General features: G+C 59.4%; 19 protein-coding genes and 4 tRNA genes. 9 read left to right on the forward strand and 14 right to left on the reverse strand.

Annotated features, from left to right (window positions below; translation table 11 throughout):
• Nucleotide 1: 1 nt before the first annotated feature.
• Both ACLD1Y_RS17085 and ACLD1Y_RS17090 read right to left on the reverse strand, forming a co-directional pair.
• Entirely contained in the window at nt 2–781 is a 780-nt protein-coding gene (locus ACLD1Y_RS17085) for a DUF2242 domain-containing protein (protein WP_429479074.1), read from the reverse strand.
• An 89-nt stretch (nt 782–870) separates the two neighbouring features.
• Entirely contained in the window at nt 871–1,770 is a 900-nt protein-coding gene (locus tag ACLD1Y_RS17090; protein ID WP_429479103.1) for a LysR family transcriptional regulator, read from the reverse strand.
• Between the two features lie 116 nt (nt 1,771–1,886).
• Here ACLD1Y_RS17090 and ACLD1Y_RS17095 point away from each other — a divergent pair, with 116 nt between their 5' ends.
• Nucleotides 1,887–3,032 carry an MFS transporter gene (locus tag ACLD1Y_RS17095; protein WP_429479075.1) on the forward strand — a complete coding sequence of 382 codons (1,146 nt, stop codon included), beginning with the start codon at nt 1,887–1,889 and terminating at the stop codon, nt 3,030–3,032.
• A 48-nt stretch (nt 3,033–3,080) separates the two neighbouring features.
• Here the strand turns inward: ACLD1Y_RS17095 and ACLD1Y_RS17100 are convergent, their stop codons facing one another.
• From ACLD1Y_RS17100 to ACLD1Y_RS17145, 10 genes are all read right to left on the reverse strand, one after another.
• On the reverse strand, nt 3,081–4,955 hold the full coding sequence (locus ACLD1Y_RS17100) for a SurA N-terminal domain-containing protein (protein WP_429479076.1): 1,875 nt from the start codon (nt 4,953–4,955) through the stop codon (nt 3,081–3,083).
• Between the two features lie 231 nt (nt 4,956–5,186).
• Nucleotides 5,187–5,459: an HU family DNA-binding protein gene (locus tag ACLD1Y_RS17105; protein WP_105695716.1), complete on the reverse strand. Its 273-nt coding sequence runs from the start codon at nt 5,457–5,459 to the stop codon at nt 5,187–5,189.
• Between the two features lie 148 nt (nt 5,460–5,607).
• Nucleotides 5,608–8,004 carry an endopeptidase La gene (lon, locus tag ACLD1Y_RS17110; protein ID WP_429479077.1) on the reverse strand — a complete coding sequence of 799 codons (2,397 nt, stop codon included), beginning with the start codon at nt 8,002–8,004 and terminating at the stop codon, nt 5,608–5,610.
• A gap of 174 nt (nt 8,005–8,178) precedes the next feature.
• On the reverse strand, nt 8,179–9,462 hold the full coding sequence (gene clpX, locus ACLD1Y_RS17115; RefSeq protein WP_010209414.1) for an ATP-dependent Clp protease ATP-binding subunit ClpX: 1,284 nt from the start codon (nt 9,460–9,462) through the stop codon (nt 8,179–8,181).
• A 112-nt stretch (nt 9,463–9,574) separates the two neighbouring features.
• Nucleotides 9,575–10,210 (reverse strand): ATP-dependent Clp endopeptidase proteolytic subunit ClpP, encoded by a 636-nt coding sequence (gene clpP / locus ACLD1Y_RS17120; RefSeq protein ID WP_105522686.1) that lies wholly within the window; start codon nt 10,208–10,210, stop codon nt 9,575–9,577.
• 91 nt (nt 10,211–10,301) lie between these two features.
• A complete protein-coding gene (gene tig, locus ACLD1Y_RS17125) occupies nt 10,302–11,612 on the reverse strand; it encodes a trigger factor (protein ID WP_429479078.1) in 1,311 nt (436 codons plus the stop codon).
• A gap of 399 nt (nt 11,613–12,011) precedes the next feature.
• Nucleotides 12,012–12,087 (reverse strand) — tRNA-His (locus ACLD1Y_RS17130).
• 79 nt (nt 12,088–12,166) lie between these two features.
• Nucleotides 12,167–12,251 (reverse strand) — tRNA-Leu (locus ACLD1Y_RS17135).
• Nucleotides 12,252–12,309: 58 nt separating this feature from the next.
• Nucleotides 12,310–12,385 (reverse strand) — tRNA-His (locus ACLD1Y_RS17140).
• 32 nt (nt 12,386–12,417) lie between these two features.
• Nucleotides 12,418–12,494: transfer RNA gene (locus ACLD1Y_RS17145), tRNA-Arg, on the reverse strand.
• A gap of 279 nt (nt 12,495–12,773) precedes the next feature.
• Here ACLD1Y_RS17145 and folD point away from each other — a divergent pair.
• Together folD and pbpG are read left to right on the forward strand one after the other, a co-directional pair.
• Nucleotides 12,774–13,628, forward strand: coding sequence for a bifunctional methylenetetrahydrofolate dehydrogenase/methenyltetrahydrofolate cyclohydrolase FolD (gene folD / locus ACLD1Y_RS17150; protein ID WP_429479079.1), 855 nt, complete (start codon nt 12,774–12,776; stop codon nt 13,626–13,628).
• A gap of 208 nt (nt 13,629–13,836) precedes the next feature.
• Nucleotides 13,837–14,760 (forward strand): D-alanyl-D-alanine endopeptidase, encoded by a 924-nt coding sequence (gene pbpG / locus ACLD1Y_RS17155; protein WP_429479080.1) that lies wholly within the window; start codon nt 13,837–13,839, stop codon nt 14,758–14,760.
• A 125-nt stretch (nt 14,761–14,885) separates the two neighbouring features.
• Here pbpG and ACLD1Y_RS17160 read toward each other — a convergent pair whose 3' ends face one another.
• Nucleotides 14,886–15,548, reverse strand: a complete 663-nt coding sequence (locus ACLD1Y_RS17160) for a peptidase C39 family protein (RefSeq protein ID WP_429479081.1) — start codon at nt 15,546–15,548, stop codon at nt 14,886–14,888.
• Between the two features lie 211 nt (nt 15,549–15,759).
• On the opposite strand from ACLD1Y_RS17160, the gene ACLD1Y_RS17165 reads away from it, so the two are divergent.
• Nucleotides 15,760–15,915: a hypothetical protein gene (locus ACLD1Y_RS17165; protein ID WP_429479082.1), complete on the forward strand. Its 156-nt coding sequence runs from the start codon at nt 15,760–15,762 to the stop codon at nt 15,913–15,915.
• Here ACLD1Y_RS17165 and ACLD1Y_RS17170 read toward each other — a convergent pair.
• A complete protein-coding gene (locus tag ACLD1Y_RS17170; protein WP_429479083.1) occupies nt 15,912–16,337 on the reverse strand; it encodes a hypothetical protein in 426 nt (141 codons plus the stop codon). The genes ACLD1Y_RS17165 and ACLD1Y_RS17170 overlap by 4 nt on opposite strands.
• Nucleotides 16,338–16,533: 196 nt before the next feature.
• Here ACLD1Y_RS17170 and ACLD1Y_RS17175 point away from each other — a divergent pair, with 196 nt between their 5' ends.
• The 5 genes from ACLD1Y_RS17175 to ACLD1Y_RS17195 all read left to right on the forward strand — a co-directional run bounded on the left by ACLD1Y_RS17175 (nt 16,534) and on the right by ACLD1Y_RS17195 (nt 25,268).
• The gene (locus tag ACLD1Y_RS17175) at nt 16,534–19,755 is read left to right on the forward strand and encodes an efflux RND transporter permease subunit (RefSeq protein ID WP_429479084.1); all 3,222 of its coding nucleotides are present in this window, start codon (nt 16,534–16,536) and stop codon (nt 19,753–19,755) included.
• Nucleotides 19,745–20,914, forward strand: a complete 1,170-nt coding sequence (locus tag ACLD1Y_RS17180) for an efflux RND transporter periplasmic adaptor subunit (protein WP_429479085.1) — start codon at nt 19,745–19,747, stop codon at nt 20,912–20,914. The genes ACLD1Y_RS17175 and ACLD1Y_RS17180 overlap by 11 nt, the downstream gene beginning before the upstream one ends.
• Nucleotides 20,898–22,316 carry an efflux transporter outer membrane subunit gene (locus ACLD1Y_RS17185; RefSeq protein ID WP_429479086.1) on the forward strand — a complete coding sequence of 473 codons (1,419 nt, stop codon included), beginning with the start codon at nt 20,898–20,900 and terminating at the stop codon, nt 22,314–22,316. Before ACLD1Y_RS17180 ends, ACLD1Y_RS17185 begins: the two co-directional genes overlap by 17 nt.
• 217 nt (nt 22,317–22,533) lie before the next feature.
• Nucleotides 22,534–23,838: a M20 family metallopeptidase gene (locus tag ACLD1Y_RS17190; protein WP_429479087.1), complete on the forward strand. Its 1,305-nt coding sequence runs from the start codon at nt 22,534–22,536 to the stop codon at nt 23,836–23,838.
• An 89-nt stretch (nt 23,839–23,927) separates the two neighbouring features.
• A complete protein-coding gene (locus ACLD1Y_RS17195) occupies nt 23,928–25,268 on the forward strand; it encodes an OprD family outer membrane porin (RefSeq protein ID WP_429479088.1) in 1,341 nt (446 codons plus the stop codon).
• Nucleotides 25,269–25,271: the final 3 nt, after the last annotated feature.

The following is a 25,271-nucleotide window of genomic DNA, read 5'->3' on the forward strand; positions in this document are numbered from 1 at the left end:
TTTACTGCGCAGGCGTCGGCAGAGGTGGAATCGCTTCTGTCGGTGCCGGCAGGTCCGGGTTGCTCGTTGCGGGCGCGGTGGCCGGTGTTTCCTGGGGCGCAATGGGCGCAGGTTCGGCCGGTGGCGCTACCGGCTCGGAAACCGCAGGCTCCTCTTTCGGTGCCTCGACCTTGTCGGCGGCCGGGGCGACTTTAGGCTCCGGCACACCCAGTTCAGCCTTCGGCTGCTCGGGAATATGCTCGGCCTTCTTCACCTCTTGCGGCAAGAACACGTCCACCAGCGCAAAGTAACGCTCGTAGAATTTGGGCGCCGAAACTGTCTCGCTCGCCACCTTCACCATCGAGTCATCGGTGGAGCCGATCGGCATCGACACCGAACCCAGCACACCCACACCCAGGCTCGCGGAGTTGTTGACCTTCTTCAGCGCATAACGATCCTGCAAGGCGTTGGCGAACATCGTCGAGTGGTTGGTGCCCTTGCCATCATCGGCACACACCACGTTGAAGCTGATCTGCAGATGGCTCTCGCCGGTCTGCTGGAAACTCTTGTTACCCACCACCAGTTTCGGATCATTGCTGGTGATGATGTAGCCCTGGCTCAGCAGGGCACGGCGTGCAGCTTCGCACGCGGCCACATCACTGACCGGGTAATCCCGGGAAAACGTGCCGGAGTCGTCGAAATTCTCATGTTCATAAATAGCGGTCTTGGGTGACGAGCAGCCCGCGGCGCCCGCCAGCACCAGCGCCAGCCCGAGGCTACGCAAGTGAAATGATGTCGACATTGAAAATCCTGAGGAAAACGGTCCGGGCGGTATTGTGCAACAGAACGAGGCCTTGGCGCGCGCATTCCTGTCGGTAAAACGTCACAGGCCTACGCACCGGCAGCAGTAGGAAAAAGCCCTGCGCACATATGATCAATAAACACGCGCAATTTAACCGAGGCATGGCGACTTGATGGCCAGAGCATCCAGAAACTGCCCCGGTGCTCCAGGTAATCATCCAAGACCCGCTGTAAATGCCCCTGCGTCACGGCCTGGTTGACCATGTAATCCGGCAGGCAGGCAATGCCCAGCCCCTCGTGCACCACGTGGTTGAGGGACTCGATAGTGGTGCTGACCAATGGGGTGCGCAATACCGGTTCCGCTGCCCCCGGTGCCAGACGCAACGGCCAAGGCTCCAGCTTGCCCGTGGCGCAGAACTTATGGCGCAGGCAAGCGTGGGCGTTCAAGTGCTCGGGATGCTGTGGCGTGCCGTGCTGATGGAAGTAGTCGGGCGTACCCACCAGCACCAATTGATAGTGCCCCAAGTGACGGGCCATCAAGCGCGAATCTTCCGGCTTGCCGGTGCGAATGACCGCATCGAAACCTTCCTCGATCACGTCCACCATGCGGTCGGAAAAATCCACATCCAATTCAATGTCCGGATAGGCGCGCATAAAGTCACTGAGCACCGGCATCAACAAGCCACGCACTTGTGGCACGCTGATGCGCAGCTTACCCCGTGGCGCGGCACTGGCTTCGATCAGCTCGCGTTCAGCCGCTTCGACTTCGGCCAGGATACGCCGCGAACGCTCAAGGAAAAGCGCGCCTTCAGTGGTTAACGTAATGCTGCGCGTGCTGCGATGAAACAAACGCACACCAAGGCGGGCCTCCATACGGGCGATGCTTTTGCCCACCGCCGAGGACGATACCCCCAGTACCCGCCCGGCCGTCGTGAAGCTGCGCGTCTCTGCGACCTGCACAAATACGGAGAGGCTGCCCAGACTGTCCATCATGTCACCCTGCATTGCGGACACTGGTGTCCGATAAGTTCGGAACCTTAGCCTGTTTTTCCGCTGACCACAGCCCCCTACCCTGCACCCTTGCCCCTTTGCATGGATATAGCGTCATGACTTCACTTGTTAGCGACTCCCCGGACAGGCTGCCCTTGGGCGGCCTGCTGGCCCTGGCCTGCGCCGGTTTCATCACCATCCTTACCGAAGCCATGCCTGCCGGGCTGCTGCCCCAGATGGGCGAAGGCCTCGGTGTGTCGCCCGCGATGGTGGGCCAACTGGTCACCCTCTACGCCCTGGGCTCATTGCTGGCGGCCATCCCCTTGACCCTGCTGACCCGTGGCTGGCGCAGACGCCCCTTGCTGTTACTTGCCATCGGTGGCTTTGCCTTGGTCAACAGTGTGACCGCCCTCTCCAATCACTACGGGCTGACCCTGGTGGCGCGTTTTTTTGCCGGGGTATTCGCCGGATTGCTCTGGGCGTTGCTTGCCGGTTACGCCAGCCGAATGGTGGCGCCACACCTGCAAGGCCGGGCGATTGCAGTGGCGATGCTGGGGGCGCCGCTGGCCTTGTCGCTGGGCGTACCCGCCGGAACTTTCCTGGGTACGGCTGTAGGCTGGCGCCTGAGCTTCGCGATCATGAGTGGCCTGACCCTGGTGCTGCTGATCTGGGCACGCTGGCTGCTGCCGGACTTTGCCGGCCAGCCTTCTGAGAAGCGCCTGGCCCTGCGCCAAGTCCTGACCCTGCCCGGTATTCGTCCAGTGTTGTGGGTGACCTTTACCTACGTGCTGGCCCATAACATCTTGTACACCTACATTGCACCGATGCTGGTGCCCGCCGGCATCGCAGCCGATATCGACCGGGTGTTGCTGGTGTTTGGCCTGGCGGCGTTAGTCAGTATCTGGCTGGTGGGGCTGTTGATCGACCGCTGGCTGCGCGTATTGGTGTTGATCAGTTGCGCACTGTTTGGCGTGCTGGCCCTGGCACTGGCGCTCTGGATCACTTCGCCTCTGGTGATCTACATCGCTGTAGCCGCTTGGGGGTTGGCGTTCGGTGGCCTGCCGGCACTGCTGCAAACCGCCCTGGCCAAGGCCGCCGGTGACTCGGCGGATGCGGCGCAGTCGATGCTCGTGACGGTGTGGAACCTGGGTATCGCCGGCGGCGGGTTGGCGGGTGGCTTGTTGCTGCAAGGCTGGGGGGTGATTGCATTTCCCTGGGCCGTGGTGTTGTTGATGGCGCTGGCCCTGAGCAAACGCCCATAAAAAAGCCCCCGGTCTTTTCAGGCCGGGGGCTTTTTACTCAAACCGACATCAGTACTTCTTGATGTCAGCCTTGCTTTCCAACTGCTTGCGGTACGCCGCGAAGTCCTGCTGGCCCACACGGGAAGCGAGGAAGCGGCGGATTTGCGCCTTTTCTTCGTCCGTTGGAGCCGCCGCTTCGTTGACGCCGTCCAAGCGCACGACCACCAGGCTACCGTCACGCAAGGTCACGGTGGTGAAGGTCGGCTTGTCCTTGGCCGCAGGCTTGGGCATGCGGAACAGGGCTTGCAGCACGGCAGGGTCGATCGCTTCCTGGTTACGGGTAGCGGCTTTAGTGACCTTCCATGCCTGACCGTCAACCGGCTGATTCAACGGGGTCTTGCCATCACGCAGACTGGCGATCAACTCATCAGCGTGCGCCTTGGCAGCCGCACTCGCACGTTCCTTGGCCATCTGGGTACGGATCGCCGCGGCGACGTTTTCCAGAGGCAATTGCGCTGGCTTCAAGTGCTCTTTGGCACGCAGCACGATGATGGTTTCCGGGTCCAGCTCAATGGCGGAGCTGTTGGCCCCCTCATCCAGCACTTCCGGACTGAACGCAGCGGTGACCACGGCACGGTTGGCCGCAACACCTTCGCCACCTTCACGGCCAAACGGCGCGGAGGTGTGCACGGTCAGCTTCAGGTCAGACGCGGGCTGGGCCAGGTCAGAGGCTTCGAATGCCGCATCTTCCAATTGCTTGGTCGCCTCGACATAACGCTGCTCAACCTGTTGGGTCTTGAGTTCGCGGGTCAGCTTGTCTTTCAGGCTGGCAAACGTCGGCACTTGCGGTGCTTCAACGCCCAACAGCTTGATCAGGTGCCAACCGAAGGCGCTGCGCACGGGTGCCGAAACCTGGTCCTTGTTCAATGCGTACAACGCCGTTTCGAAGTCCGGGTCGTAGACGCCTGGGCCAGCAAAACCTAGGTCGCCGCCACTGTTGGCCGAACCTGGATCCTGGGAGAACTCCTTGGCCAAGGCTTCGAACTTCTCGCCTTTGGCCAGACGCGCCTGAATCTCTTCGATCTTGGCCTTGGCTTGGGCGTCGGTGACCTTGTCGTTGACTTCAATCAGGATGTGCGCCGCACGACGCTGTTCAGCGAGGTTGGCGGTTTCTTTCTGATAGGCAGCCTGCAGCTCTTCGTCCTTGACGCTGACCTGGTCGAAGAAGGAGGACTTCTTCAGTTCCAAGTAATCAATGACGACGCGGTCCGGGGTCATGAACTCTTTGGCGTGCTGGTCGTAGTAGGCCTTGACCTCGTCGTCGGTGATTTTCACCGCCGCAGGGTCGGCCTTGACGTTGACGGTGGCGAAGTCGCGGGTCTGTTTTTCCAGACGGGCGAATGCCAGCACCTCGGCGTCGGTGACAAAGCCGCTGCCAGCGATACCTGCGCGAACTTGGCCGATCAGCATTTCCTGGGTCATCATCTGACGGAATTGCATACGGCTATAGCCCAACTGGCGGATCACCTGGTCAAAGCGTTCGGCGTTGAACTTGCCGTCTACCTGGAATTCCGGCGTCTGCAGGATCACCTGGTCCAGTGCCGCTTCAGAGAAGCCAAACTTGGAATCGGCGGCGCCTTGCAGCAGCAGCTTGCGATCGATCAGGCCCTTGAGGGCCGCTTCGCGCAACAGTTTTTCGTCCAACAGGGAAGCATCGAAATCCTTGCCCAGTTGTTGCATCAACTGGCGACGTTGCATGTCGACGGCTTGGCTCAGCTCGGTCTGGGTGATTTCTTCACCGTTGACCTTGGCCACGTCCTGCTTGTTATTACCCGAAGCCTGGAAAATAGCTTCGATACCGGTGAACGCCATCAATGCGACGATGATCCCGATAATGGTCTTGGCAATCCAGCCTTGTGAATTGTCCCTGATATTTTGCAGCATGCGTCCCCCAGAAACGGTTGAACTTCAAAAATTGGCAACCGTGGAGCGTGGGTAGAGTACGGATATAAGAAAGGCGCATCCAAGGATGCGCCTTCTCGCAACTGGCGGAGCGGACGGGGGCTTCGATTTCTCCCCCCAGCTTGGCGACCCGATGCATACGTGGGTCCCTTACCGCTCCGCTGCCAGGTCGAACCTACGTTCGACCCGGGTAGGTCAAGGCTTGATCGAAGCTTAGTTAACCGCTTCTTTCAGGGCTTTACCGGCTTTGAAACCTGGTTTCTTGGCAGCAGCGATTTTCAGGGCTGCGCCAGTCTGTGGGTTACGGCCAGTGCGAGCTGGGCGGTCAGTCACAGAGAAAGTACCGAAGCCTACCAGTACTACGGAGTCGCCGGCCTTCAGAGCGCCAGTGACGGATTCGATTACTGCATCCAGCGCACGGCCAGCAGCAGCTTTCGGGATATCAGCGGATGCAGCGATAGCATCAATCAGTTCCGACTTGTTCACTCTAAGTCCCCTTATATATCTATTGAGTATGATTCTAAGTTTTTTGGTGAAAGCAAAAACCAGTGCTGAATGGCCTACAGACACTTAAGAGCCGCTTTATAACAAGGGCTCTAAAATGCTGTCAAGGAAGCCCCCAGGCTTAATCGCATTAATGCGTGCTAATTCTTTCCTTGGAATCAGACTCACGTTTTTCGTCCTTTGCAACTATCTCCGGAGCCACATCCGGCAAGGGCTCCGGCGCGTATTGCAGCGCAATTTGCAGGACCTCGTCAATCCATTTAACGGGTTTAATCTGCAGATCTTGCTTGATGTTGTCAGGAATTTCCTTCAAGTCGCGAACATTCTCTTCAGGAATGATCACGGTCTTGATACCACCGCGGTGTGCGGCGAGCAATTTCTCTTTCAAACCACCGATGGCCAATACCTGGCCGCGCAAGGTAATTTCACCGGTCATTGCTACATCGGCGCGTACCGGGATGCCGGTCAATGCCGACACCAGGGCCGTACACATGCCTACGCCAGCGCTAGGACCGTCTTTCGGGGTCGCCCCTTCCGGCATGTGGATGTGGGTGTCGTGCTTCTCGTGGAAGTCCAAGGGGATCCCCAGGCTCTTGGCGCGGCTGCGCACCACGGTCTGCGCGGCGGTAATGGATTCGACCATCACATCACCGAGGGAGCCGGTCTTGATCAACTGGCCCTTGCCCGGGATCACTGCCGCTTCAATGGTCAGCAATTCGCCGCCCACTTGGGTCCACGCCAGGCCTGTCACCTGCCCTACCTGATCCTGCTGTTCTGCGAGGCCGTAGCTGAACTTACGCACGCCCAGGAAGTGCTCCAGCGAGTCAGCCGTTACCTTCACCGAGAAGCGTTTTTCCAGCGCGTGTTCCTTGACCGCCTTGCGGCAAATCTTCGCAATCTGGCGCTCAAGGCCCCGTACACCAGCCTCGCGGGTGTAGTAGCGCACGATGTCGCGGATGGTGCTGACCTCAAACTCGATCTCGCCCTTCTTCAGGCCGTTGGCCGAAATCTGCTTGGGCGCTAGGTACTTGACGGCAATGTTGATCTTCTCGTCTTCGGTGTAGCCCGGCAGACGAATCACCTCCATCCGGTCCAGCAACGCTGGCGGAATGTTCATGGAGTTGGAGGTGCACAGGAACATTACGTCAGACAGGTCGTAGTCGACCTCCAGGTAATGGTCGTTGAAATTGTGGTTCTGCTCAGGGTCGAGCACTTCCAGCAATGCCGACGCCGGATCGCCACGCATGTCGCTGCCCATCTTGTCGATTTCATCGAGCAAGAATAGCGGGTTGCGCACGCCTACCTTTGTCATCTTTTGAATCAATCTTCCTGGCATCGAACCGATATAAGTTCGGCGATGACCACGAATTTCCGCTTCATCACGCACACCGCCGAGGGCCATGCGCACAAATTTACGGTTGGTAGCATTGGCGATCGACTCGGCCAGGGAGGTTTTACCCACACCAGGCGGCCCCACCAGGCACAACACTGGACCACGAATTTTCTTCACGCGCTTTTGCACAGCGAGGTATTCGAGGATGCGTTCTTTGACTTCTTCGAGGCCATAGTGGTCGGCGTCGAGGATGTCTTCGGCACGGGCCAGGTCCAGGCGCACTTTGGTCTGAGCCTTCCACGGCACCTGCACCAGCCAATCGATGTAGGAGCGAACCACGGTGGCTTCGGCCGACATCGGCGACATTTGCTTGAGCTTGTTTAGCTCGGCGGTGGCCTTGGTCAGGGCGTCTTTCGGCAGGCCCGCAGCATCGATGCGCTTTTTCAGCTCTTCGATTTCGTTGTGGCCGTCCTCGCTGTCGCCGAGTTCCTTCTGAATAGCCTTCATCTGCTCATTCAGGTAGTACTCGCGCTGGCTGCGCTCCATTTGTTTCTTCACGCGACCACGGATGCGCTTCTCGACCTGCAACAGATCGATTTCGGCATCCAACAGCGCCAGCACGTGCTCAACACGGGCCGACAGGTCGATGATTTCGAGGATGTCTTGCTTCTGCTCGATCTTCAGCGCCATGTGCGCAGCCATGGTGTCTACCAGGCGGCTTGGCTCATCAATGCTGTTGAGGGACGACAGAACTTCAGCCGGGACTTTCTTGCCCAACTGCACATACTGCTCGAACTGCGAGAGCAGGCTGCGTACAAAGACTTCGGATTCGCGCTCAGGGGCCTCGACTTCGTCGATCAGCGCCACTTCGGCGCGCAGGTGGCCATCCACCTCCATGAAGCGCTCAACCGCACCACGTTGCTCGCCTTCTACCAGCACCTTGACGGTACCATCAGGCAGTTTGAGCAATTGCAGCACGGTAGCAATAGTGCCGACGCGATACAGGGCATCTTCGCCCGGATCATCATCGGCAGGGTTTCTCTGGGCCAACAGCAGGATTTGCTTGTCGCCCATCATCGCGGCCTCGAGGGCTTCGATAGACTTCTCGCGCCCCACGAACAGCGGGATAACCATGTGCGGATAGACGACGACATCGCGCAACGGCAGGAGAGGCAATTCGATGGTGGTCTTCATGATTTCGCCTCTATGACAGATGAAAAATAAGCTTGAAACCAAGATGGGGGCTGCATGCGAAAAAAACAAGCTTATTGCCAGCAGTTAAACGCAGGAAACGCCTTACCGTAAAAAACACCGGAAAAACAAAGGGGCCCCTAGAGGCCCCTTGTTTGTACCGACACTGCGAAACGCTTACGCGTCTGGCGCAGCCTTAGCAGCCGGCTCACTGTTTTCGTAGATATACAGTGGCTTGGACTTACCTTCTATAACGCTTTCGTCGATCACCACTTTACTCACCTCGGACTGCGAGGGGATTTCGTACATGGTGTCGAGCAACACGCCTTCGAGGATAGAACGCAGGCCACGTGCACCGGTCTTGCGCTCCAGTGCCCGCTTGGCCACTGATTTGAGTGCGTCGGTACGGAACTCGAGGTCTACACCTTCCATTTCGAACAGCTTGGCGTATTGCTTGGTCAGGGCGTTTTTCGGCTCGGTGAGGATCTGAATCAAAGCAGCCTCATCCAACTCGTCCAACGTGGCCAGGACCGGCAGACGGCCGACGAACTCCGGGATCAGACCGAACTTGACCAGATCGTCAGGCTCGACTTCACGCAGGGACTCGCCCACTTTCTTGCCTTCTTCCTTGCTACGCACTTCTGCACTGAAACCGATGCCGCCACGGGTGGAACGCTGCTGAATAACTTTTTCCAGCCCGGAGAATGCACCGCCACAGATAAACAGGATGTTGCGCGTATCAACCTGAAGGAATTCCTGCTGAGGGTGCTTACGGCCGCCTTGTGGCGGTACGGAAGCAACCGTGCCTTCAATCAGCTTCAACAGGGCTTGCTGCACGCCTTCACCGGAAACGTCCCGGGTGATCGACGGGTTGTCGGACTTGCGCGAGATCTTGTCGATTTCGTCGATGTAGACAATACCCATCTGGGCCTTCTCTACGTCGTAGTCGCACTTCTGCAGCAGTTTCTGAATGATGTTCTCGACGTCTTCGCCTACGTAGCCAGCCTCGGTGAGGGTGGTGGCGTCGGCGATGGTGAACGGAACGTTCAGCAGGCGAGCGAGGGTTTCTGCAAGCAGGGTCTTACCCGAGCCTGTAGGACCGATCAGCAAGATGTTGCTCTTGCCGAGCTCAACTTCGTCGCCTTTCTTGTCACGCTGGTTCAAGCGCTTGTAGTGGTTGTACACCGCTACGGCCAGAACCTTCTTTGCACGCTCTTGACCGATGACGTACTGGTCAAGGATGCCGCTGATTTCTTTAGGCGAAGGCAATTTATGCGCACTGCTCTCGGCCTGGGCTTCCTGCACCTCCTCGCGGATGATGTCATTGCACAGGTCGACGCACTCGTCGCAGATAAAGACCGAGGGGCCGGCAATCAATTTGCGCACTTCATGCTGGCTTTTGCCACAGAAGGAGCAATAGAGCAGCTTGCCGTTGTCCTCGCCGTTGCGGGTGTCAGTCATTCGTTCGATCCAAATCCGATAGGCTTGCAACACAAGATGAAGGCTTATGCGGGCTTTTTCAAGCCCGCAGGTGGTCGGACATGCCGACTAGCCCTATTTTGAGTGGCTTATATTAAGCGGGGCGACGGTCAATCACTTTATCGATCAGGCCATATGCCTGCGCGGCTTCGGCGCTCATGAAGTTGTCGCGATTAGTGTCGCGCTCGATTTCTTCCAGGGTACGCCCGCTGTGCTTGGCCATCAGCGAGTTGAGGCGCTCACGGATAAACAGGATTTCCTTGGCGTGGATTTCGATGTCCGACGCCTGGCCCTGGAAGCCGCCCAGTGGCTGGTGAATCATCACACGGGAGTTCGGCAGGCAGAAACGCTTACCTTCGGCACCCGCGGTCAGCAGGAACGCGCCCATGCTGCAAGCCTGGCCAATGCAGGTGGTCGACACGTTTGGCTTGATGAACTGCATGGTGTCGTAGATCGACATGCCCGCTGTCACCGAACCGCCCGGGGAGTTGATGTAGAGATGGATGTCCTTGTCCGGGTTTTCCGCTTCAAGGAACAGCAGTTGCGCACAGATCAGGTTGGCCATGTAGTCCTCTACGGGGCCAACCAGAAAGATCACTCGCTCCTTGAGCAGGCGCGAGTAGATGTCGTAGGCGCGTTCGCCACGAGCGGACTGCTCGACAACCATCGGGACCAGGCCGCCAGCGGCCTGGATATCAGAGTTCTGCTGAATATAGGAATTACGGAACATGCTCTGCAGTTACTCCCAAATAGTCATGTCTTGAAAACGCATAAGCCAGCGCGAGGCTGGCTTATGGTTGTATTTCCAACGAGTTGGACAATCAGTCGGCTTGTGCTGCTTCCGCCGGTTTGACTGCTTCTTCGTAAGAGACCGCTTTATCGGTCACCTTAGCCTTCTGCAGAACAGTATCCACAACTTGTTCTTCCAGCACAACCGAACGTACTTCGTTCAGCTGTTGGTCGTTCTTGTAGTACCAAGCCACGACCTGCTCAGGCTCCTGGTAGGCCGAAGCCATTTCCTGGATCATTTCGCGAACGCGATCTTCGTCAGGCTTGAGGTCGAACTGCTTGACCACTTCAGCCACGATCAGGCCCAGCACGACGCGGCGCTTGGCTTGCTCTTCGAACAGCTCGGCTGGCAGTTGGTCAGGCTTGATGTTGCCACCAAACTGCTGAACAGCTTGTACGCGCAGGCGATCCACTTCGTTGGACAGCAGGGCCTTAGGCACTTCGATCGGGTTGGCAGCCAGCAGGCCGTCCATCACCTGGTTCTTGACCTTGGACTTGATGGCCTGACGCAGCTCGCGCTCCATGTTCTTGCGAACTTCGGTGCGGAAGCCTTCGATACCGGTTTCCTTGATACCGAATTGAGCGAAGAATTCTTCGTTCAGTTCTGGCAGCTTAGGCTCGGAAACACTGTTGACGGTCACGGTGAACTCGGCGGCTTTGCCAGCCAGGTCCAGGTTTTGGTAGTCAGCAGGGAAAGTCAGGTTCAGAACGCGCTCTTCGCCGGCTTTAGCGCCAACCAGGCCGTCTTCGAAACCAGGGATCATGCGGTTGGAGCCCAGCACCAGTTGAGTGCCCTTGGCGGAGCCGCCAGCGAATACTTCGCCGTCAACCTTGCCAACGAAATCGATGTTCAGCTGGTCTTCGTTCTGGGCAGCACGGTCGACCACTTCGAAACGAGTGTTCTGCTTGCGCAGGATTTCCAGCATGTTGTCCAGGTCCGAATCAGCCACTTCGGCGCTCAGACGCTCGATTTCGATACCTTCGAAACCAGCCACTTCAAATTCTGGGAACACTTCGAATACAGCAACGTATTCCAGGTCCTTGCCCGCTTCCAGGGACTTAGGCTCGATCGAAGGCGAGCCAGCCGGGTTCAGCTTATGCTCAACAACAGCTTCGTAAAAAGAAGCCTGGATCACGTCACCTACCGCTTCCTGACGTGCATCAGCACCAAAACGGCGCTTGATTTCACTCATTGGCACTTTGCCTGGACGGAAGCCAGCGATCTTGGCCTTTTGGGCAGTCTGCTGCAGACGCTTGTTGACCGCAGTCTCGATACGCTCAGCCGGAACGGTGATGCTCAGGCGACGTTCGATAGCAGTAGTATTTTCAACAGAAACTTGCATGGATATTCCTCGTTGCACAGACGTTAGCCGGCCATTTCCGACCCCAATCAAGGGCATGCATTCTAGTGGGTCAAACTCAAGAAGTCACCCTACTGAAAATACGCCCGAAAACAGCCGGCAATTTATCGGTACGAAGGCACGGAAGTACCTCGCCCCGGTGACAAATACATCCCATCACGCCAGGGCTCTGCGCCGCCCCTTCTATATATAGAAGAGGCCGACTCCATCTCCCTGACGGCCCGCCCTGCTAAGAGGTCGGGCAGGCAGCGCAGCATCATCGAGATACATAAATACGATGATACGCCCCGCCATTGCGGCCCAACACGTGCAGCCGCCGACGATTCAAACCGCTAAAACCAAAAAAGGCGCCAGACTGTTAAATCTGGCGCCTTTCGAATATGGGGTGGACGAAGGGGATCGAACCCTCGACAACGGGAGTCACAATCCCGTGCTCTACCAACTGAGCTACGCCCACCATATTGCATTAACAAAGAACTCGAACATCTTCTTTGTTGAACCCCACCTTACCTTGCGGCAAGACGACGCCTTGAAATTGGTGCGGATGAAGAGACTCGAACTCTTACGCCTCGCGGCGCTGGAACCTAAATCCAGTGTGTCTACCAATTCCACCACATCCGCGCTTGAAGCTCTTAAAGCAAAGGCGCCAGACGATTAATCTGGCGCCTTTTACAGAATATGGGGTGGACGAAGGGGATCGAACCCTCGACAACGGGAGTCACAATCCCGTGCTCTACCAACTGAGCTACGCCCACCATATAGCGCTACTTGTGCCAAAGCTGCCTAATGGCGCACCCGGCAGGACTCGAACCTGCGACCATCCGCTTAGAAGGCGGATGCTCTATCCAGCTGAGCTACGGGCGCCTGATTAATCTGTATTCTATTAGGACTACAAACTAAGTGCTTCCAGCCTTACAAAATAACCATCTATTCTGCTTGACCTTCTTAACCAGTGCTAGGCTGTGCCCGACAAGTGCGACGAATAGTATAGAGGGCCTGGAAACCCGTCAAATCTTTTTTGAAAAAAATTCATTTTATTTAAGGGGTTAGGGCAATTTGCAGACCAAGCGCCTTTGCCCTCACGCCATGACATGCGAGAATGCGCGCACTTTTCTTCCCCCTCTCGATGGTTAATCACGCGTAATGACTGCACAACTTATCGACGGCAAATCAATCGCCGCCAGCCTGCGCCAGCAGATCGCCAAACGAGTCACCGAGCGCAGCCAGCAAGGCCTGCGCACGCCTGGCCTCGCGGTGATCCTGGTCGGCAGCGATCCTGCCTCTCAGGTTTATGTCTCGCACAAGCGTAAAGACTGTGAAGAGGTCGGCTTTATTTCCAAGGCCTACGACCTGCCTGCGCAGACCACTCAACAGGCCCTCACCGACCTGATCGATGGCCTCAACGACGACGCCGGCATCGACGGCATCCTCCTGCAACTCCCACTGCCCGAGCACCTGGACGCGTCCAAACTGCTGGAGCGTATCCGCCCAGATAAAGACGTCGACGGTTTCCACCCTTATAACGTCGGCCGCCTGGCCCAGCGCATCCCACTGCTGCGCCCTTGCACCCCGAAGGGCATCATGACCCTGCTGGAAAGCACCGGTGTCGACCTGTATGGCCTCGACGCCGTGGTTGTAGGCGCTTCCAACATCGTCGGTCGCCCGATGGCCATGGAACTGCTGCTGGCTGGCTGCACCGTGACCGTCACCCACCGTTTCACCAAGGACCTTGCCGGCCACGTTGGCCGCGCTGACCTGGTGGTGGTTGCCGCCGGCAAACCGGGCCTGGTCAAAGGTGAGTGGATCAAGGAAGGCGCCATCGTCATCGACGTGGGCATCAACCGCCAGGAAGACGGCAAGCTGGTGGGCGACGTGGTGTACGAAACCGCCCTGCCCCGCGCCGGCTGGATCACACCTGTACCCGGTGGCGTTGGCCCGATGACCCGTGCCTGCCTGCTGGAAAACACGCTGTACGCCGCAGAAACCTTGCACGACTAATAACCAGCCGTGCTGAAAAAGCCCTGCCTTATCGCAGGGCTTTTTATTGCCCGCAATAAACCCGATTTTTTGTTATTTTTTAAGCACTTTCGTCTGGTTCTAGAAGAACATTCGACAGTTTCTGATCCATACTCCTAAAATGTAACGGCATTTGTCATATAACCCGTTCTCCGACGGTATTTCCTTACTTCTTAGCGAGTTCATCCGCGTGAAAATTCGTCTCTCTCTCGTCAGCCTATTTTTTGCATTTACAGGCACCTTCGCGCACGCCGCCGAGACCACCCAGGCCCCGCGTGACACCTCCAAGCTGCAAATCGCCTCCGGCAGCGCCATGCTGGTGGACCTGCAGACCAATAAAGTCATCTATTCCAGCAACCCGGACGTGGTGGTGCCCATCGCCTCGGTGAGCAAGCTGATGACCGGCTTGATCGTCCTTGAAGCCAAACAGAACATGGACGAATACATCGACATCAACATCAAAGACACGCCGGAAATGAAAGGCGTGTTCTCCCGCGTGAAAATCGGCAGCGAAATGCCGCGCAAAGAGATGCTGCTGATCGCCCTGATGTCCTCGGAAAACCGTGCCGCCGCGAGCCTGGCGCACCACTATCCAGGCGGCTACCCGGCGTTTATCGCGGCGATGAACGCCAAGGCCAAGGCGCTGGGCATGACCAGCACCCACTATGTGGAGCCCACTGGCTTGTCGATCCACAACGTGTCCACCGCCCGCGACCTGAGCAAGCTGCTGGCCGCTGCGCGCCATTACCCAATGCTCAGCCAATTGAGCACCACCAAGGAAAAGACGGTGTCGTTCCGCAAACCCAACTACACCCTGGGTTTCTCCAACACCGACCACCTGATCAACCGCGCCAACTGGGATATCAAGCTGACCAAGACCGGCTTCACCAACCAGGCCGGCCACTGCTTGGTGCTGGTGACGAGCATGGGCAACCGCCCGGTGTCGTTGGTGATCCTGGATGCGTTTGGCAAGTTCACCCACTTTGCCGACGCAGGCCGGATTCGCAATTGGGTCGAGACGGGCAAGAGTGGCTCGGTGCCGGATGTGGCGTTGCGCTACAAGGCTGACAAGAATTTGAAGAACCGTCCGAACGCAGCAGAAGTACGTCGCTAATACCGCAATACCTAATGTGGGAGGGGGCTTGCTCCCGATAGGGGTATATCAGTGGCAGATGCACTGACTGACACACCGCTATCGGGGGCAAGCCCTCTCCCACATGGGTTCTTTGGTGTTCTTTTCTATTTGGCTTCGGCCAGTACTTTAAGCGCCTGCGCCGCCGCCCGCTCCTGCCCGGCCTGCGCTGTAGCATTGGCCGCATCCCGCCAACGCTGCGCATCCACATTCGCTGGCAATTGACTCGGCCGCTGAGTGAGGATTGCCCAACTCCCGGCGCTTTTCCATTTGGATTCAAAATCACTGAAGCTCATCAACAAGCGTCGGTCCATCCCCGAACGCAGCAGCACCGTACTTTTCTGCTGATTGAACCCCACTACAACCACGTAGCGCGCGCCAGAAAACATCCCGCCGCCTAAACGCGCCATCACCGGGTATCCCGCCGCCACCTGCGCCAGCACCGCCGTCAGCTTGGCGTCCAGCGGGTACACCATCAGCCCATACTCACGCGCCAACACTTGCATGTTGCGTTCAAGATCCGCTTCACCGCCAGGCAAATGCAGCGGTTTATCCAGCAACCCCGGTGTCATGACAATGCCTTGTTGCGACAGCATGCTGGCTAATGCCGTAGGACCACTCTGATAAGCATCGCTGCGAAACGACGGCACACCGTTGAGTTCAACGCGCTCCGGCAAACCCGGCAGCTTCGACGGTGCGGAAGAACAGGCCGCCATGCCCAAGGCACAGGCAAGCAATAAGGTTTTTTGAACATTCGACCGTAACCGCAATTTTTTACTCTCTTGATCAACTGCCGGTAAGGGCCCTGATCATAGGACGCTCTGCCACGCGGGTATAGCCCAAAGCCAGGGTTAAACGCCCGAGATAGAGCAAAGAAGTTGGACAGACACGACCATTGGTCAATAGCGGGCAACTGCCAGGTAGCTAGACTGTCCATTGAGAAGACTGTGTGTGCCCCGTGCGGGGCGAAAGGAGGCCAGAATGAGCCTTGCTACAACGATTATCCTGTTGATCTGCGGTTGGCTGGCCGTCGCCGGCGCCATGTTGTGGGGGGTGTTGCGCATCACTCGCCGCTACCACCACCCCCACGTCGTCAAACCCGCCAAGCCCCATAAGGTGGCAGTGCGCCACGCCTAGCCGGGCAGGCAGCTGAAGTCCTGGGTCGCGGCGACTTCCTTGCCGTGCCCATCCTTGAGGGTTGCGCGCACGGTGGTGCCCAGACTCGACTCCACCAGGGTGTAATGCTCACCCGCCTTAAAGTTCTTGTACTCAACTCGGCCCTGGCAGTCCCGCTGGTTGTCGTCACCGGGTTCCTCTTCGAACAACGTCACGTCCAGGCGATGATCCCCCGGGGTCACCTCAAAAAAACGCCCGTCATCCACGCGCTTGCCATCCACGCGCTCGGCCATCAGGTCGTTCGGCGCGTCTTCTTTCAAACCAATCCAGGCTTCGCTCGGGTCCGCCTTCGGAATCGGGCCGGCGCACGCCGATAACAACAACACAGCACTAAGGGCGGGAATCAACAACAGCGGTTTAAGTGACTTAGATTTAAGTGACATGGCAGGGCTCCAAAGAAAGACGATGTGTCCGATGGGTTACAAGCTTGGGGAGCTGGCCTGTGTAGAACAAATGAATACAGATGAAACGATCTTCAGACCTTACCTAAATGTTCCTTCACCTGGCTGAAAGGTGCGTGTTAGGTGGGTCGGGCAAGACTGCCGGGGTTTGCAATCCTGCTCCCCTGGAGGTTCACGCATGCTCGGGCTGGTAAAGACCGCACTGCAAAAGCCGTACACGTTTATCGTGTTGGCCATATTCATCTGCATCATCGGGCCGATGGCGGCCCTGCGAACCCCCACGGATGTGTTCCCCGATATCGGTATTCCTGTGGTTGCCGTGGTCTGGCAGTACAACGGCCTGTCGCCGGATGCCATGGCCGGTCGGGTGATCTACACCTACGAACGCTCCCTGAGCACCACCGTCAACGACATCGAACACATCGAATCGCAATCGCTGCCCGGCATGGGCATCGTCAAAATCTTCTTCCAGCCCGGCGTCGACATCCGCACCGCCAACGCCCAGGTCACGGCCGTGTCACAAACCGTGCTCAAGCAGATGCCGCCGGGCATCACGCCGCCGCTGATCCTCAACTACAGCGCCTCCACGGTGCCGATTTTGCAACTGGCATTCTCCAGCCCCAGCCTCTCGGAAGCCAAGATCCGCGACCTGGTGCAAAACAACATCCGCCTGCCGCTGAGTGCCCTGCCCGGCCTGGCCATGCCGACGCCCATGGGCGGCAAGCAACGCCAGATCACCCTCGACCTGGACCCACAGGCACTGGCCGCCAAAGGCCTCTCCGCCCAAGACGTGGGCAACGCCCTGGCCCTGCAAAACCAGATCATCCCGGTGGGCACCGCCAAACTCGGCCCCAACGAATACACGATCCTGCTCAACAACAGCCCCAAGGCGATCGACGAGCTTAACGACCTGCCGATCAAGACCGTCGACGGTGCACTGATCACCATCGGCCAAGTGGCCCACGTGCGTGACGGCTCGCCGCCGCAAACCAACATCGTGCGCGTCGATGGCCACCGCGCCGTGCTGATGCCGGCGTTGAAAAACGGCAGCATTTCCACCCTGTCGATCATCGACGGCATCCGCCAGATGCTGCCGCGCATCAACGAAACCCTGCCGCCGTCGCTCAAGACCTCGCTATTGGGTGACGCCTCGGTGTTCGTCAAACAATCGGTGGGCAGCGTTGCCCAGGAAGGCATCATCGCCGCCTTGCTGACCAGCGCGATGATCCTGCTGTTCCTCGGCAGCTGGCGCTCCACGATCATCATTGCCGCGTCGATTCCCCTGGCGGTGCTGTCGGCGATTGCATTGCTGGCCGTCAGCGGGCAAACCCTCAATGTGATGACCCTCGGAGGGCTGGCGTTGGCCGTGGGGATCCTGGTGGATGACGCCACGGTGACCATCGAAAACATCAACTGGCACCTGGAACAAGGCAAGTCGGTGAAAACCGCGATCCTCGACGGCGCCGCGCAGATCGTCGGCCCGGCGTTCGTGTCGCTGCTGTGTATCTGCATCGTGTTCGTGCCGATGTTCCTACTGCAAGGCATTGCCGGTTACCTGTTCCGGCCGATGGCGCTGGCGGTGATCTTTGCCATGGCCAGCTCGTTCATCCTCTCGCGCACCCTGGTGCCGACGCTGGCGATGTTCCTGCTCAAGCCCCACACACCCGAGCAAGGCACGGGGCATCACCCTGAAGATGCATTCATCAACCACCACGAGGGCGAGCAACACCAAAAGCCGCGTAATGCCCTGCTGCAAGGGGTGCTGAATTTCCAACAGGGGTTCGAGCGTCACTTCTCGAACGTCCGCGATACCTACCACGGTTTGCTGACCCTGGCGCTGGCCAATCGCAAACGCTTTATCGTTGGCTTCCTGGCCTGCGTACTTGCATCCTTCCTGTTGCTGCCCAGCCTGGGCCAGGATTTCTTCCCCGCCACCGATGCCGGTGCCTTAGCGCTGCATGTGCGCCTGCCGTTGGGCACGCGTATCGAGGAAAGCGCCGCCGCCTTCGACCGCATTGAGCAGCGGATCCGCGAAGTGATCCCCGCCGCCGAACTGGACACCATCGTCGACAACATCGGCATCCCGCTCAGCGGCATCGACATGGCCTACAGCAGCAGCGGCACCATCGGCCCGCAAGATGGCGACATCCAGGTCACCCTGAAAAAGGACCACGCACCGACTGCCGACTACGTAAAAAAACTGCGTGAAGCCCTGCCGCAAAGTTTCCCCGGCAGCCACTTTGCGTTCCTGCCCGCCGACATCAGCAGCCAGATCCTCAACTTCGGCGCGCCTGCCCCGCTGGACGTAAAAATTTCCGGGCGCAGCGATGAAGAAAACCGTGCCTACGCGGTGGAACTTGAACGTCGCTTGCAACACGTACCGGGCATCGCCGACCTGCGTATCCAGCAGTCCACCGGCTACCCATCGCTGCAAGTGAATGTGGACCGCCTGCGTGCCAACGGCCTGGGCATCACCGAGCGCGACGTGACCAACAGCATGGTCGCCTCCCTGGCGGGCAGCTCACAGACGGCGCCGACCTTTTGGCTCAACCCGGCCAATGGCGTGTCGTACTCCATCGTCGCGGCCACGCCGCAATACCGCCTCGACAGCCTGCCGTCACTGGAAGCGCTACCGGTGACCGGTGCCGATGGCCAGTCGCAAATCCTCGGCGGCGTAGCGAGTATTTCCCGCGTACAAAGCCCGGCGGTGGTGACCCACTACAACATCGAACCCACCCTGGACCTGTACGCCAACGTGCAAGGCCGCGACCTCGGTGGCGTAGCCCGCGACGTGCAAAAAGTGTTGGATGACACCGCCTCGATGCGCCCCAAAGGCGCGACCATCAGCCTGCATGGGCAGATCGATGCGTTGCATGAAGCGTTCAGCGGCTTGAGCCTGGGCCTGCTGGGTGCTGTGGTGCTGATCTACCTGCTGATCGTGGTCAACTTCCAGTCCTGGGCCGACCCTTTCGTGATCATCACAGCCCTACCCGCGGCGCTGGCAGGCATTGTGTGGATGCTGTTCCTCAGCGGCACTTCGTTGTCAGTTCCAGCATTGACTGGCGCGATCCTGTGCATGGGCGTGGCCACCGCCAACTCGATCCTGGTGGTGAGCTTCTGCCGTGAACGCCTGGCCGAACACGGCGATGCGCTCAAGGCCGCGATGGAGGCTGGTTACACCCGGTTCCGGCCGGTGTGCATGACCGCCCTGGCGATGATCATCGGCATGTTGCCGCTGGCCATTTCCGAAGAACAAAACGCCCCCCTCGGCCGGGCGGTGATCGGCGGCTTGATCTTCGCCACCATCGCCACCCTGTTGTTTGTACCCGTGGTCTTCAGCCTGGTCCACGGGCGTCACCCTACTCGCGCTGTTGCAGGAGAAACCCCACATGTCGTCTGATCAAAAACCCTCGCGCAAGCGTCTGATGCTCATGGGTGTCGGCGGCCTGACCCTGGCCGCCCTGTTGGTCGCCAACGGCCTGCATGCCCGCACCCTCCACGAACAGTCGGTCACTGCGTGGACGGAAACGGCGGCCATCGCGCAAGTGATGGTGTTCCAACCGCAACAGAATGCCGCCGGCGATACCCTGCGCTTGCCCGCTCACCTGGAAGCCTGGAGCAAGGCACCGATCCATGCGCGGGTCAGCGGCTACTTGAAGGACTGGAAAGCCGATATCGGTGCGCAGGTCAAAGCCGGGCAAGTCCTGGCCGAAATCGACAGCCCCGACCTGGACCAACAACTGGCGCAGACCCACGCCCGATTGGTGCAGGAGCAGGCCAACGCACGCCTGGCCGCAACCACCGCCACGCGCTGGCAAAACCTGCTGGCCAGCCATTCGGTATCGCGCCAGGAGGCCGATGAAAAAACCTCCAACGCCGCTGCGGCCAAGGCCAACGCCGAAGCTGCCGCTGCGGACTACGCACGGCTCTCGGCGCTGGAAAGCTACAAGACCATTCGCGCGCCGTTCGCTGGCACCATCACCGCGCGCAACACCGATATCGGCCAGTTGATCAAGGCCGATACCGACAGCGACCCGGAGCTGTTCAACCTCGCCGACACCCACCAATTGCGCCTGTATGTGCCGGTGCCGCAGAACTACGCGGCCGTTATCCACCCGGGCCTAGAAGCTGAACTGACGGTGCCCGAGCATCCCGGTGAACACTTCAAGGCGCGACTGATCGGCGACTCCACCGCCATTGACCGCCGCTCCGGCACCCTGCTCGCGCAGTTTGTCGCCGACAATCCCAACGGTGAACTGCTGCCCGGCGACTACGCCGAAGCAACGCTGCCGATTCCGGCCGACACCCATGGTGTGAGCATTCCGGCCAGTGCGTTGATCTTCCGTGCCCAAGGTACTCAAGTCGCGGTGTTGGATGCGCAGAATCATGTGCATCTGCAAACCATCCATATCGGCCTCGATCTCGGCGAGCGCCTGGTCATCGACCAAGGCCTGAAACCTGCCGACCGCGTGGTCGACAACCCGCCGGACGCCCTGCGCGAAGGCGACCCGGTGCAACTGGCTGTTGCCTCCGGAGGTGCGCATGCGCCCAAGGCTTAAGCCTCTCGCCGCCGTGATCCTGCTGGCACTACAGGGTTGCTCCTTGGCACCGACCTACAAGGTGCCGAGCGTGAACTTGCCTGCCAGTTATCGTGAACAGACCAGCGACGGCCCCTGGCACAGCGCGCAACCGTCGGACCAACTGGCACCCGCTTGGTGGACGCTCTACAACGACTCACGCCTGAACGGCTTGCAACAGCAACTGCTCAAGGCGAACCCAGACCTGGCGGCGGCACTGGCGCACTTTGACGCGTCCCAGGCGTATGCCAGCCAATTGCATGCCGGGTTGTTCCCGCAAATCACCGCCAGTGCACAGCCTTTGCGTCAGCGGCAATCGGATTCGCGACCGCTGCGGGGCGATACCCAGCCGTCGGTGTACAACAGCAACACCGCCGGTTTTTCCCTGAGCTACGACCTGGACCTATGGGGCAAAATCCGCAACCAAGTGGCGGCCGGCGATGCCCAGGCGCAAGCGTCCGCCGACGACCTAGCGGTGGCGCGCTTGAGCCTGCAACACCAGTTGGCGACCTTGTATGTGCAGCTCAATGGGCTGGATGCCCAGGCGCGGATTCTCAACCGTTCGCTGGAGGATTTCAGCCAGGCGCTACAACTCACGCGCAGTCGCTACGAAGGCCAGATCGCTTCGGAACTGGACCTGACCCGCGCACAAAACCAGCTCGCGCAAGCCAAGGCGCAGCTGGATGAAGTACGCGGCCAACGCAACCTCACCGAGCATGCCATCAGCGAACTGGTGGGCGTGGCGGCGAGTGATTTTTCATTGCCTCCCAGCCAGCAACTCATCACCTTGCCAGGCATTCCTTCGCAACTGCCCAGCCACCTGTTGCAACGCCGCCCGGATATCGCCGCAGCAGAACGCCGGGTGTTCGCCGCCAACGCCAATATCGGCGTGGCCAAGGCCGCGTGGTACCCGGATTTCAGCCTGACCGGACTGATAGGCGGGCAGACCCAGGGCGTCGGCAACTTGCTCTCGGCGGGTAATCGTTATTGGGCCTTGGGGCCGTTGGTCAACCTGCCAATCTTTGATGGTGGTCGCCTGAGCGCCAATGAGCGCCAGGCCAAGGCCGAATTCGAAGAAGCCTCGGCGCAGTACCGCAGCCACGTGCTCAAAGCCGTACGCGAGGTGGAAGACAACCTGGCGCAACTGCGGGATTTGCAGCAAGAAGCCCAAGATGAGCAGGCCGCAGCGGATGCGGCGCAACACACCCAAACGCTGGCGATGAACAGTTATCAGGCGGGTGCGGTGAGTTATCTGGATGTGGTCACGGCGCAAACGGCGGCGCTGCAGGCGCAGAGGACGTTGCAGGCGGTTCAAACCCGCCAACTGCAAGCCAGTGTCGGCTTGATCACCGCCCTGGGCGGCGGCTGGCAACCTAGCACCTGACACCGCCCTTAGCGACAACTCAAGGCACATGTAGGAAGGGGCTTGCCAGATGATGGCAGCCCTGCCCCCTCCGAGAATGCCAAAAAACAGGGCACTGGCGCACTGCCATCTAGCATGCCATTTCAGCATCGACACTGAAAAAATTAGGTATTAGACGACATACATCCCGCCCTCTTAGCCTTCGGTTCACTCTTTACCCGATTGACCCGGAGGTCACATGCTGCAACCCCACACGTCCCCATTGGCACTGGAGCGGGACATCATCTCGGCGGTGGAAACCCTACGTGGGCAAACCGTCGACTGGCTATCGCAACTGATCGAGAAACCCTCGCTGCTGGGCGATGAAGCCTCGGCGCAAACCTGGGTGGCCGAGCAGTTCGCCGCGCTGGGGCTGGACGTCACCGACCTGGTGATCGATGAAGCCGCGATCCGTGAACACCCTGGCTACTCGCCGTCGCTGATCAGCTACGACGGGCGCGTCAATGTGATCGGCCATCACCGCCCCAGGCAGGCACGTGGACGCTCGCTGATTTTCAATGGACACATCGACGTGGTGCCGGTGGGTGACGCTAGCCTGTGGACGCGCCCACCATTCGAAGCCTGGGTCGACGGTGATCGCCTGTACGGTCGCGGCGGCGCCGATATGAAGTCCGGCATCATCGCTTACCTGATTGCGTTCAAGGCCCTGCAAAACCTCGGCTACGCACCGGCAGCCGAGGTCATCCTGCAATCGGTGGTCGAAGAAGAATGCACCGGCAACGGCGCACTGGCCTGCCTGGTGGCGGGGTACAGCGCCGACGCCGCAATCATTACCGAACCCACCAACAACGGCGTGATGAGCTGCCAAATGGGCGTGATGTGGCTGACCGTCGAAATCGAAGGCCACCCGGCCCATGCCGCCGTGGCCAGCGAAGGTTTCTCCGCCGTGGACATGGCGATGAAACTGTTCGAGGCCCTCAAGCAACGCGAGGCCCACTGGAATGAGCCTGAGAACCGCCATCATTGCTACACCCACAGCCACAAGCCGATCAATTTCAACCTGGGCAAGATCGAAGGTGGCGAATGGGCCTCCTCGGTGCCCACCCGTTGTCGCCTGGATATCCGCGTCGGTTTCTACCCGGGCCGCACCACCAAGGAAGTGCGCAGCGAACTCGAAGCCTGCATCCAGGACGCGTTCGAAGCTCACCCGGCCCACGGCGACGCCCAGTACCGCGTGCGCTACCAGGGCTTCCAGGCCGAAGGCTGTGAAGTCGACATGAACACCCCCATGGTCAAGTCGTTGCAGGCGGCGCACCTGGACGTGATCGGCACCAACCCGGGGCAGTTCACCTTCACCGGCACCACCGACGCCCGTTTCTTCAACCTGTACGGCGGCATTCCGGCCACCTGCTATGGCGCCACCGGCGGCAATATCCACGGGATCGACGAGTGGGTTTCGATTGATTCGGTGGTGGACGCCGCCAAGGTACTGGCGGTGTTCATGGCGCGCTGGTGCGAGCTGGAACCGCTCAACCCTGCGTGAAGTGAAGACGCACCTGGCAAACACCATAACAACAACAATAAGCGCTCGATTCTTATCGATCTGCCGTTCTCTTCTGACAGGCACAACCCATGCATTGCATTCGCACACTCACCGGCGCCATCGCCGGAGCGCTGACGTTCGCCACCCTGATTCCGGTGGCTTGGGGCGATGATCACGGCTTCATCGAGGACAGTTCACTGACGCTCAACACCCGCACCTGGTTTTCCAAGGAAATGGCCAGCAAGAACAGCCTCTACCGCTATAACACCCAGGACGGGCCGCAAACATCACACTCACGCACTGCGTGGGTCGAAGGCTTGAAGCTGGACTTTCGCTCAGGCTTCACCCAAACCCCGATTGGCGTAGGCATGGACCTTTCCGTGTACTCGGCTATCGCCCTGGAGCGCAGCACCGCCAAGGCGGCCGGCGGCAGTAACCGCCTGCTGGTGAACAAGGACGGCAGCGTGGTCGATGACTGGAGCAAGCTCGGCATTGCCGCGCTCAAGCTGCGCCTGGCCGACACTCAAGTGAAGATCGGACGCCAGCAAGTCGAGACGCCGATGATGAGCTTCTTCGACTTGCGCGCCTTGCCCGCCTCGTTTGACGGTGCCTCCCTGGAAAACACCTCGGTCAAGGGCCTGACCCTCAAGGCCGGCTACTTCGACCACACCAGCCCCCGGGCTGCCGCCGGTACCGAGGACCTGGGCTTGCAGTGGGCCACCCGCACCGTGACGCCGGACTGGAACGGCTACGTCGGTGGCGACTATAAGTTCGGCGCCGATTGGCGTGCCAGCGCTTATGTTTCGCGCCTGGAAGACGTATGGGACCGCCAGTACCTGGGCCTGGCCACACAAGCGCAATGGGGCGCCCTGACCACGCGCATTCGGCTCGACGCCTACAACACCGATTCCCAGGGGCGAGAGCTGGCCGGCAACATCAGCCAGCAAGCCTATGGCCTGACCGTCACGCCGATCTGGGGGCCCAACACCCTCAAGTTCGGCTTGCAGAAAATCGTCGGCAACGAGTGGTTCGACTACGTGCGTGACTCCAACGCCATGTCGCTGCCCAACACCATGGGCTCGTACTTCAACGGCCCCAACGAGACCTCGTTCCAGGTGGCGTATACCCGCGACTGGGCGGCTTTTATGCCGGGGCTGAGTTCACTGGTGTGGTACATCCGCGGCTGGGGCATCGACGGCACCGACTACAAAGGCGGCGCCAACGGGGCCTACACCCTGGCGACCACGCAAGACAATGAAAGCCACTATGAAGTCGGCGCCTACCTCATGTACGCCTTTCAATCCAGCCGCTTCAAGGGCGCGAGCCTGGCGGTGGGCAGCAACTGGCTGCGCACCAACAGCAAGACCCAGATTGAAGGCAATGTCGACGAAGCCCGCGTGGTCCTCAACGTCCCTTTCCGTATTTTCTGACCT

This window comes from Pseudomonas sp. 18175, assembly GCF_050432925.1.
Lineage (GTDB): Bacteria > Pseudomonadota > Gammaproteobacteria > Pseudomonadales > Pseudomonadaceae > Aquipseudomonas.

What these genes read in the sequence shown, in the direction of transcription:
- ACLD1Y_RS17085 (WP_429479074.1), bottom strand. Translation starts at nt 781, where the DNA reads ATGTCGACATCATTTCACTTGCGTAGCCTCGGGCTGGCGCTGGTGCTG.
- ACLD1Y_RS17090 (WP_429479103.1), bottom strand. Translation starts at nt 1,770, where the DNA reads ATGGACAGTCTGGGCAGCCTCTCCGTATTTGTGCAGGTCGCAGAGACG.
- ACLD1Y_RS17095 (WP_429479075.1), top strand. Translation starts at nt 1,887, where the DNA reads ATGACTTCACTTGTTAGCGACTCCCCGGACAGGCTGCCCTTGGGCGGC.
- ACLD1Y_RS17100 (WP_429479076.1), bottom strand. Translation starts at nt 4,955, where the DNA reads ATGCTGCAAAATATCAGGGACAATTCACAAGGCTGGATTGCCAAGACC.
- lon (WP_429479077.1), bottom strand. Translation starts at nt 8,004, where the DNA reads ATGAAGACCACCATCGAATTGCCTCTCCTGCCGTTGCGCGATGTCGTC.
- clpX (WP_010209414.1), bottom strand. Translation starts at nt 9,462, where the DNA reads ATGACTGACACCCGCAACGGCGAGGACAACGGCAAGCTGCTCTATTGC.
- clpP (WP_105522686.1), bottom strand. Translation starts at nt 10,210, where the DNA reads ATGTTCCGTAATTCCTATATTCAGCAGAACTCTGATATCCAGGCCGCT.
- tig (WP_429479078.1), bottom strand. Translation starts at nt 11,612, where the DNA reads ATGCAAGTTTCTGTTGAAAATACTACTGCTATCGAACGTCGCCTGAGC.
- folD (WP_429479079.1), top strand. Translation starts at nt 12,774, where the DNA reads ATGACTGCACAACTTATCGACGGCAAATCAATCGCCGCCAGCCTGCGC.
- ACLD1Y_RS17165 (WP_429479082.1), top strand. Translation starts at nt 15,760, where the DNA reads ATGAGCCTTGCTACAACGATTATCCTGTTGATCTGCGGTTGGCTGGCC.
- ACLD1Y_RS17170 (WP_429479083.1), bottom strand. Translation starts at nt 16,337, where the DNA reads ATGTCACTTAAATCTAAGTCACTTAAACCGCTGTTGTTGATTCCCGCC.
- ACLD1Y_RS17175 (WP_429479084.1), top strand. Translation starts at nt 16,534, where the DNA reads ATGCTCGGGCTGGTAAAGACCGCACTGCAAAAGCCGTACACGTTTATC.
- ACLD1Y_RS17180 (WP_429479085.1), top strand. Translation starts at nt 19,745, where the DNA reads ATGTCGTCTGATCAAAAACCCTCGCGCAAGCGTCTGATGCTCATGGGT.
- ACLD1Y_RS17185 (WP_429479086.1), top strand. Translation starts at nt 20,898, where the DNA reads ATGCGCCCAAGGCTTAAGCCTCTCGCCGCCGTGATCCTGCTGGCACTA.
- ACLD1Y_RS17190 (WP_429479087.1), top strand. Translation starts at nt 22,534, where the DNA reads ATGCTGCAACCCCACACGTCCCCATTGGCACTGGAGCGGGACATCATC.
- ACLD1Y_RS17195 (WP_429479088.1), top strand. Translation starts at nt 23,928, where the DNA reads ATGCATTGCATTCGCACACTCACCGGCGCCATCGCCGGAGCGCTGACG.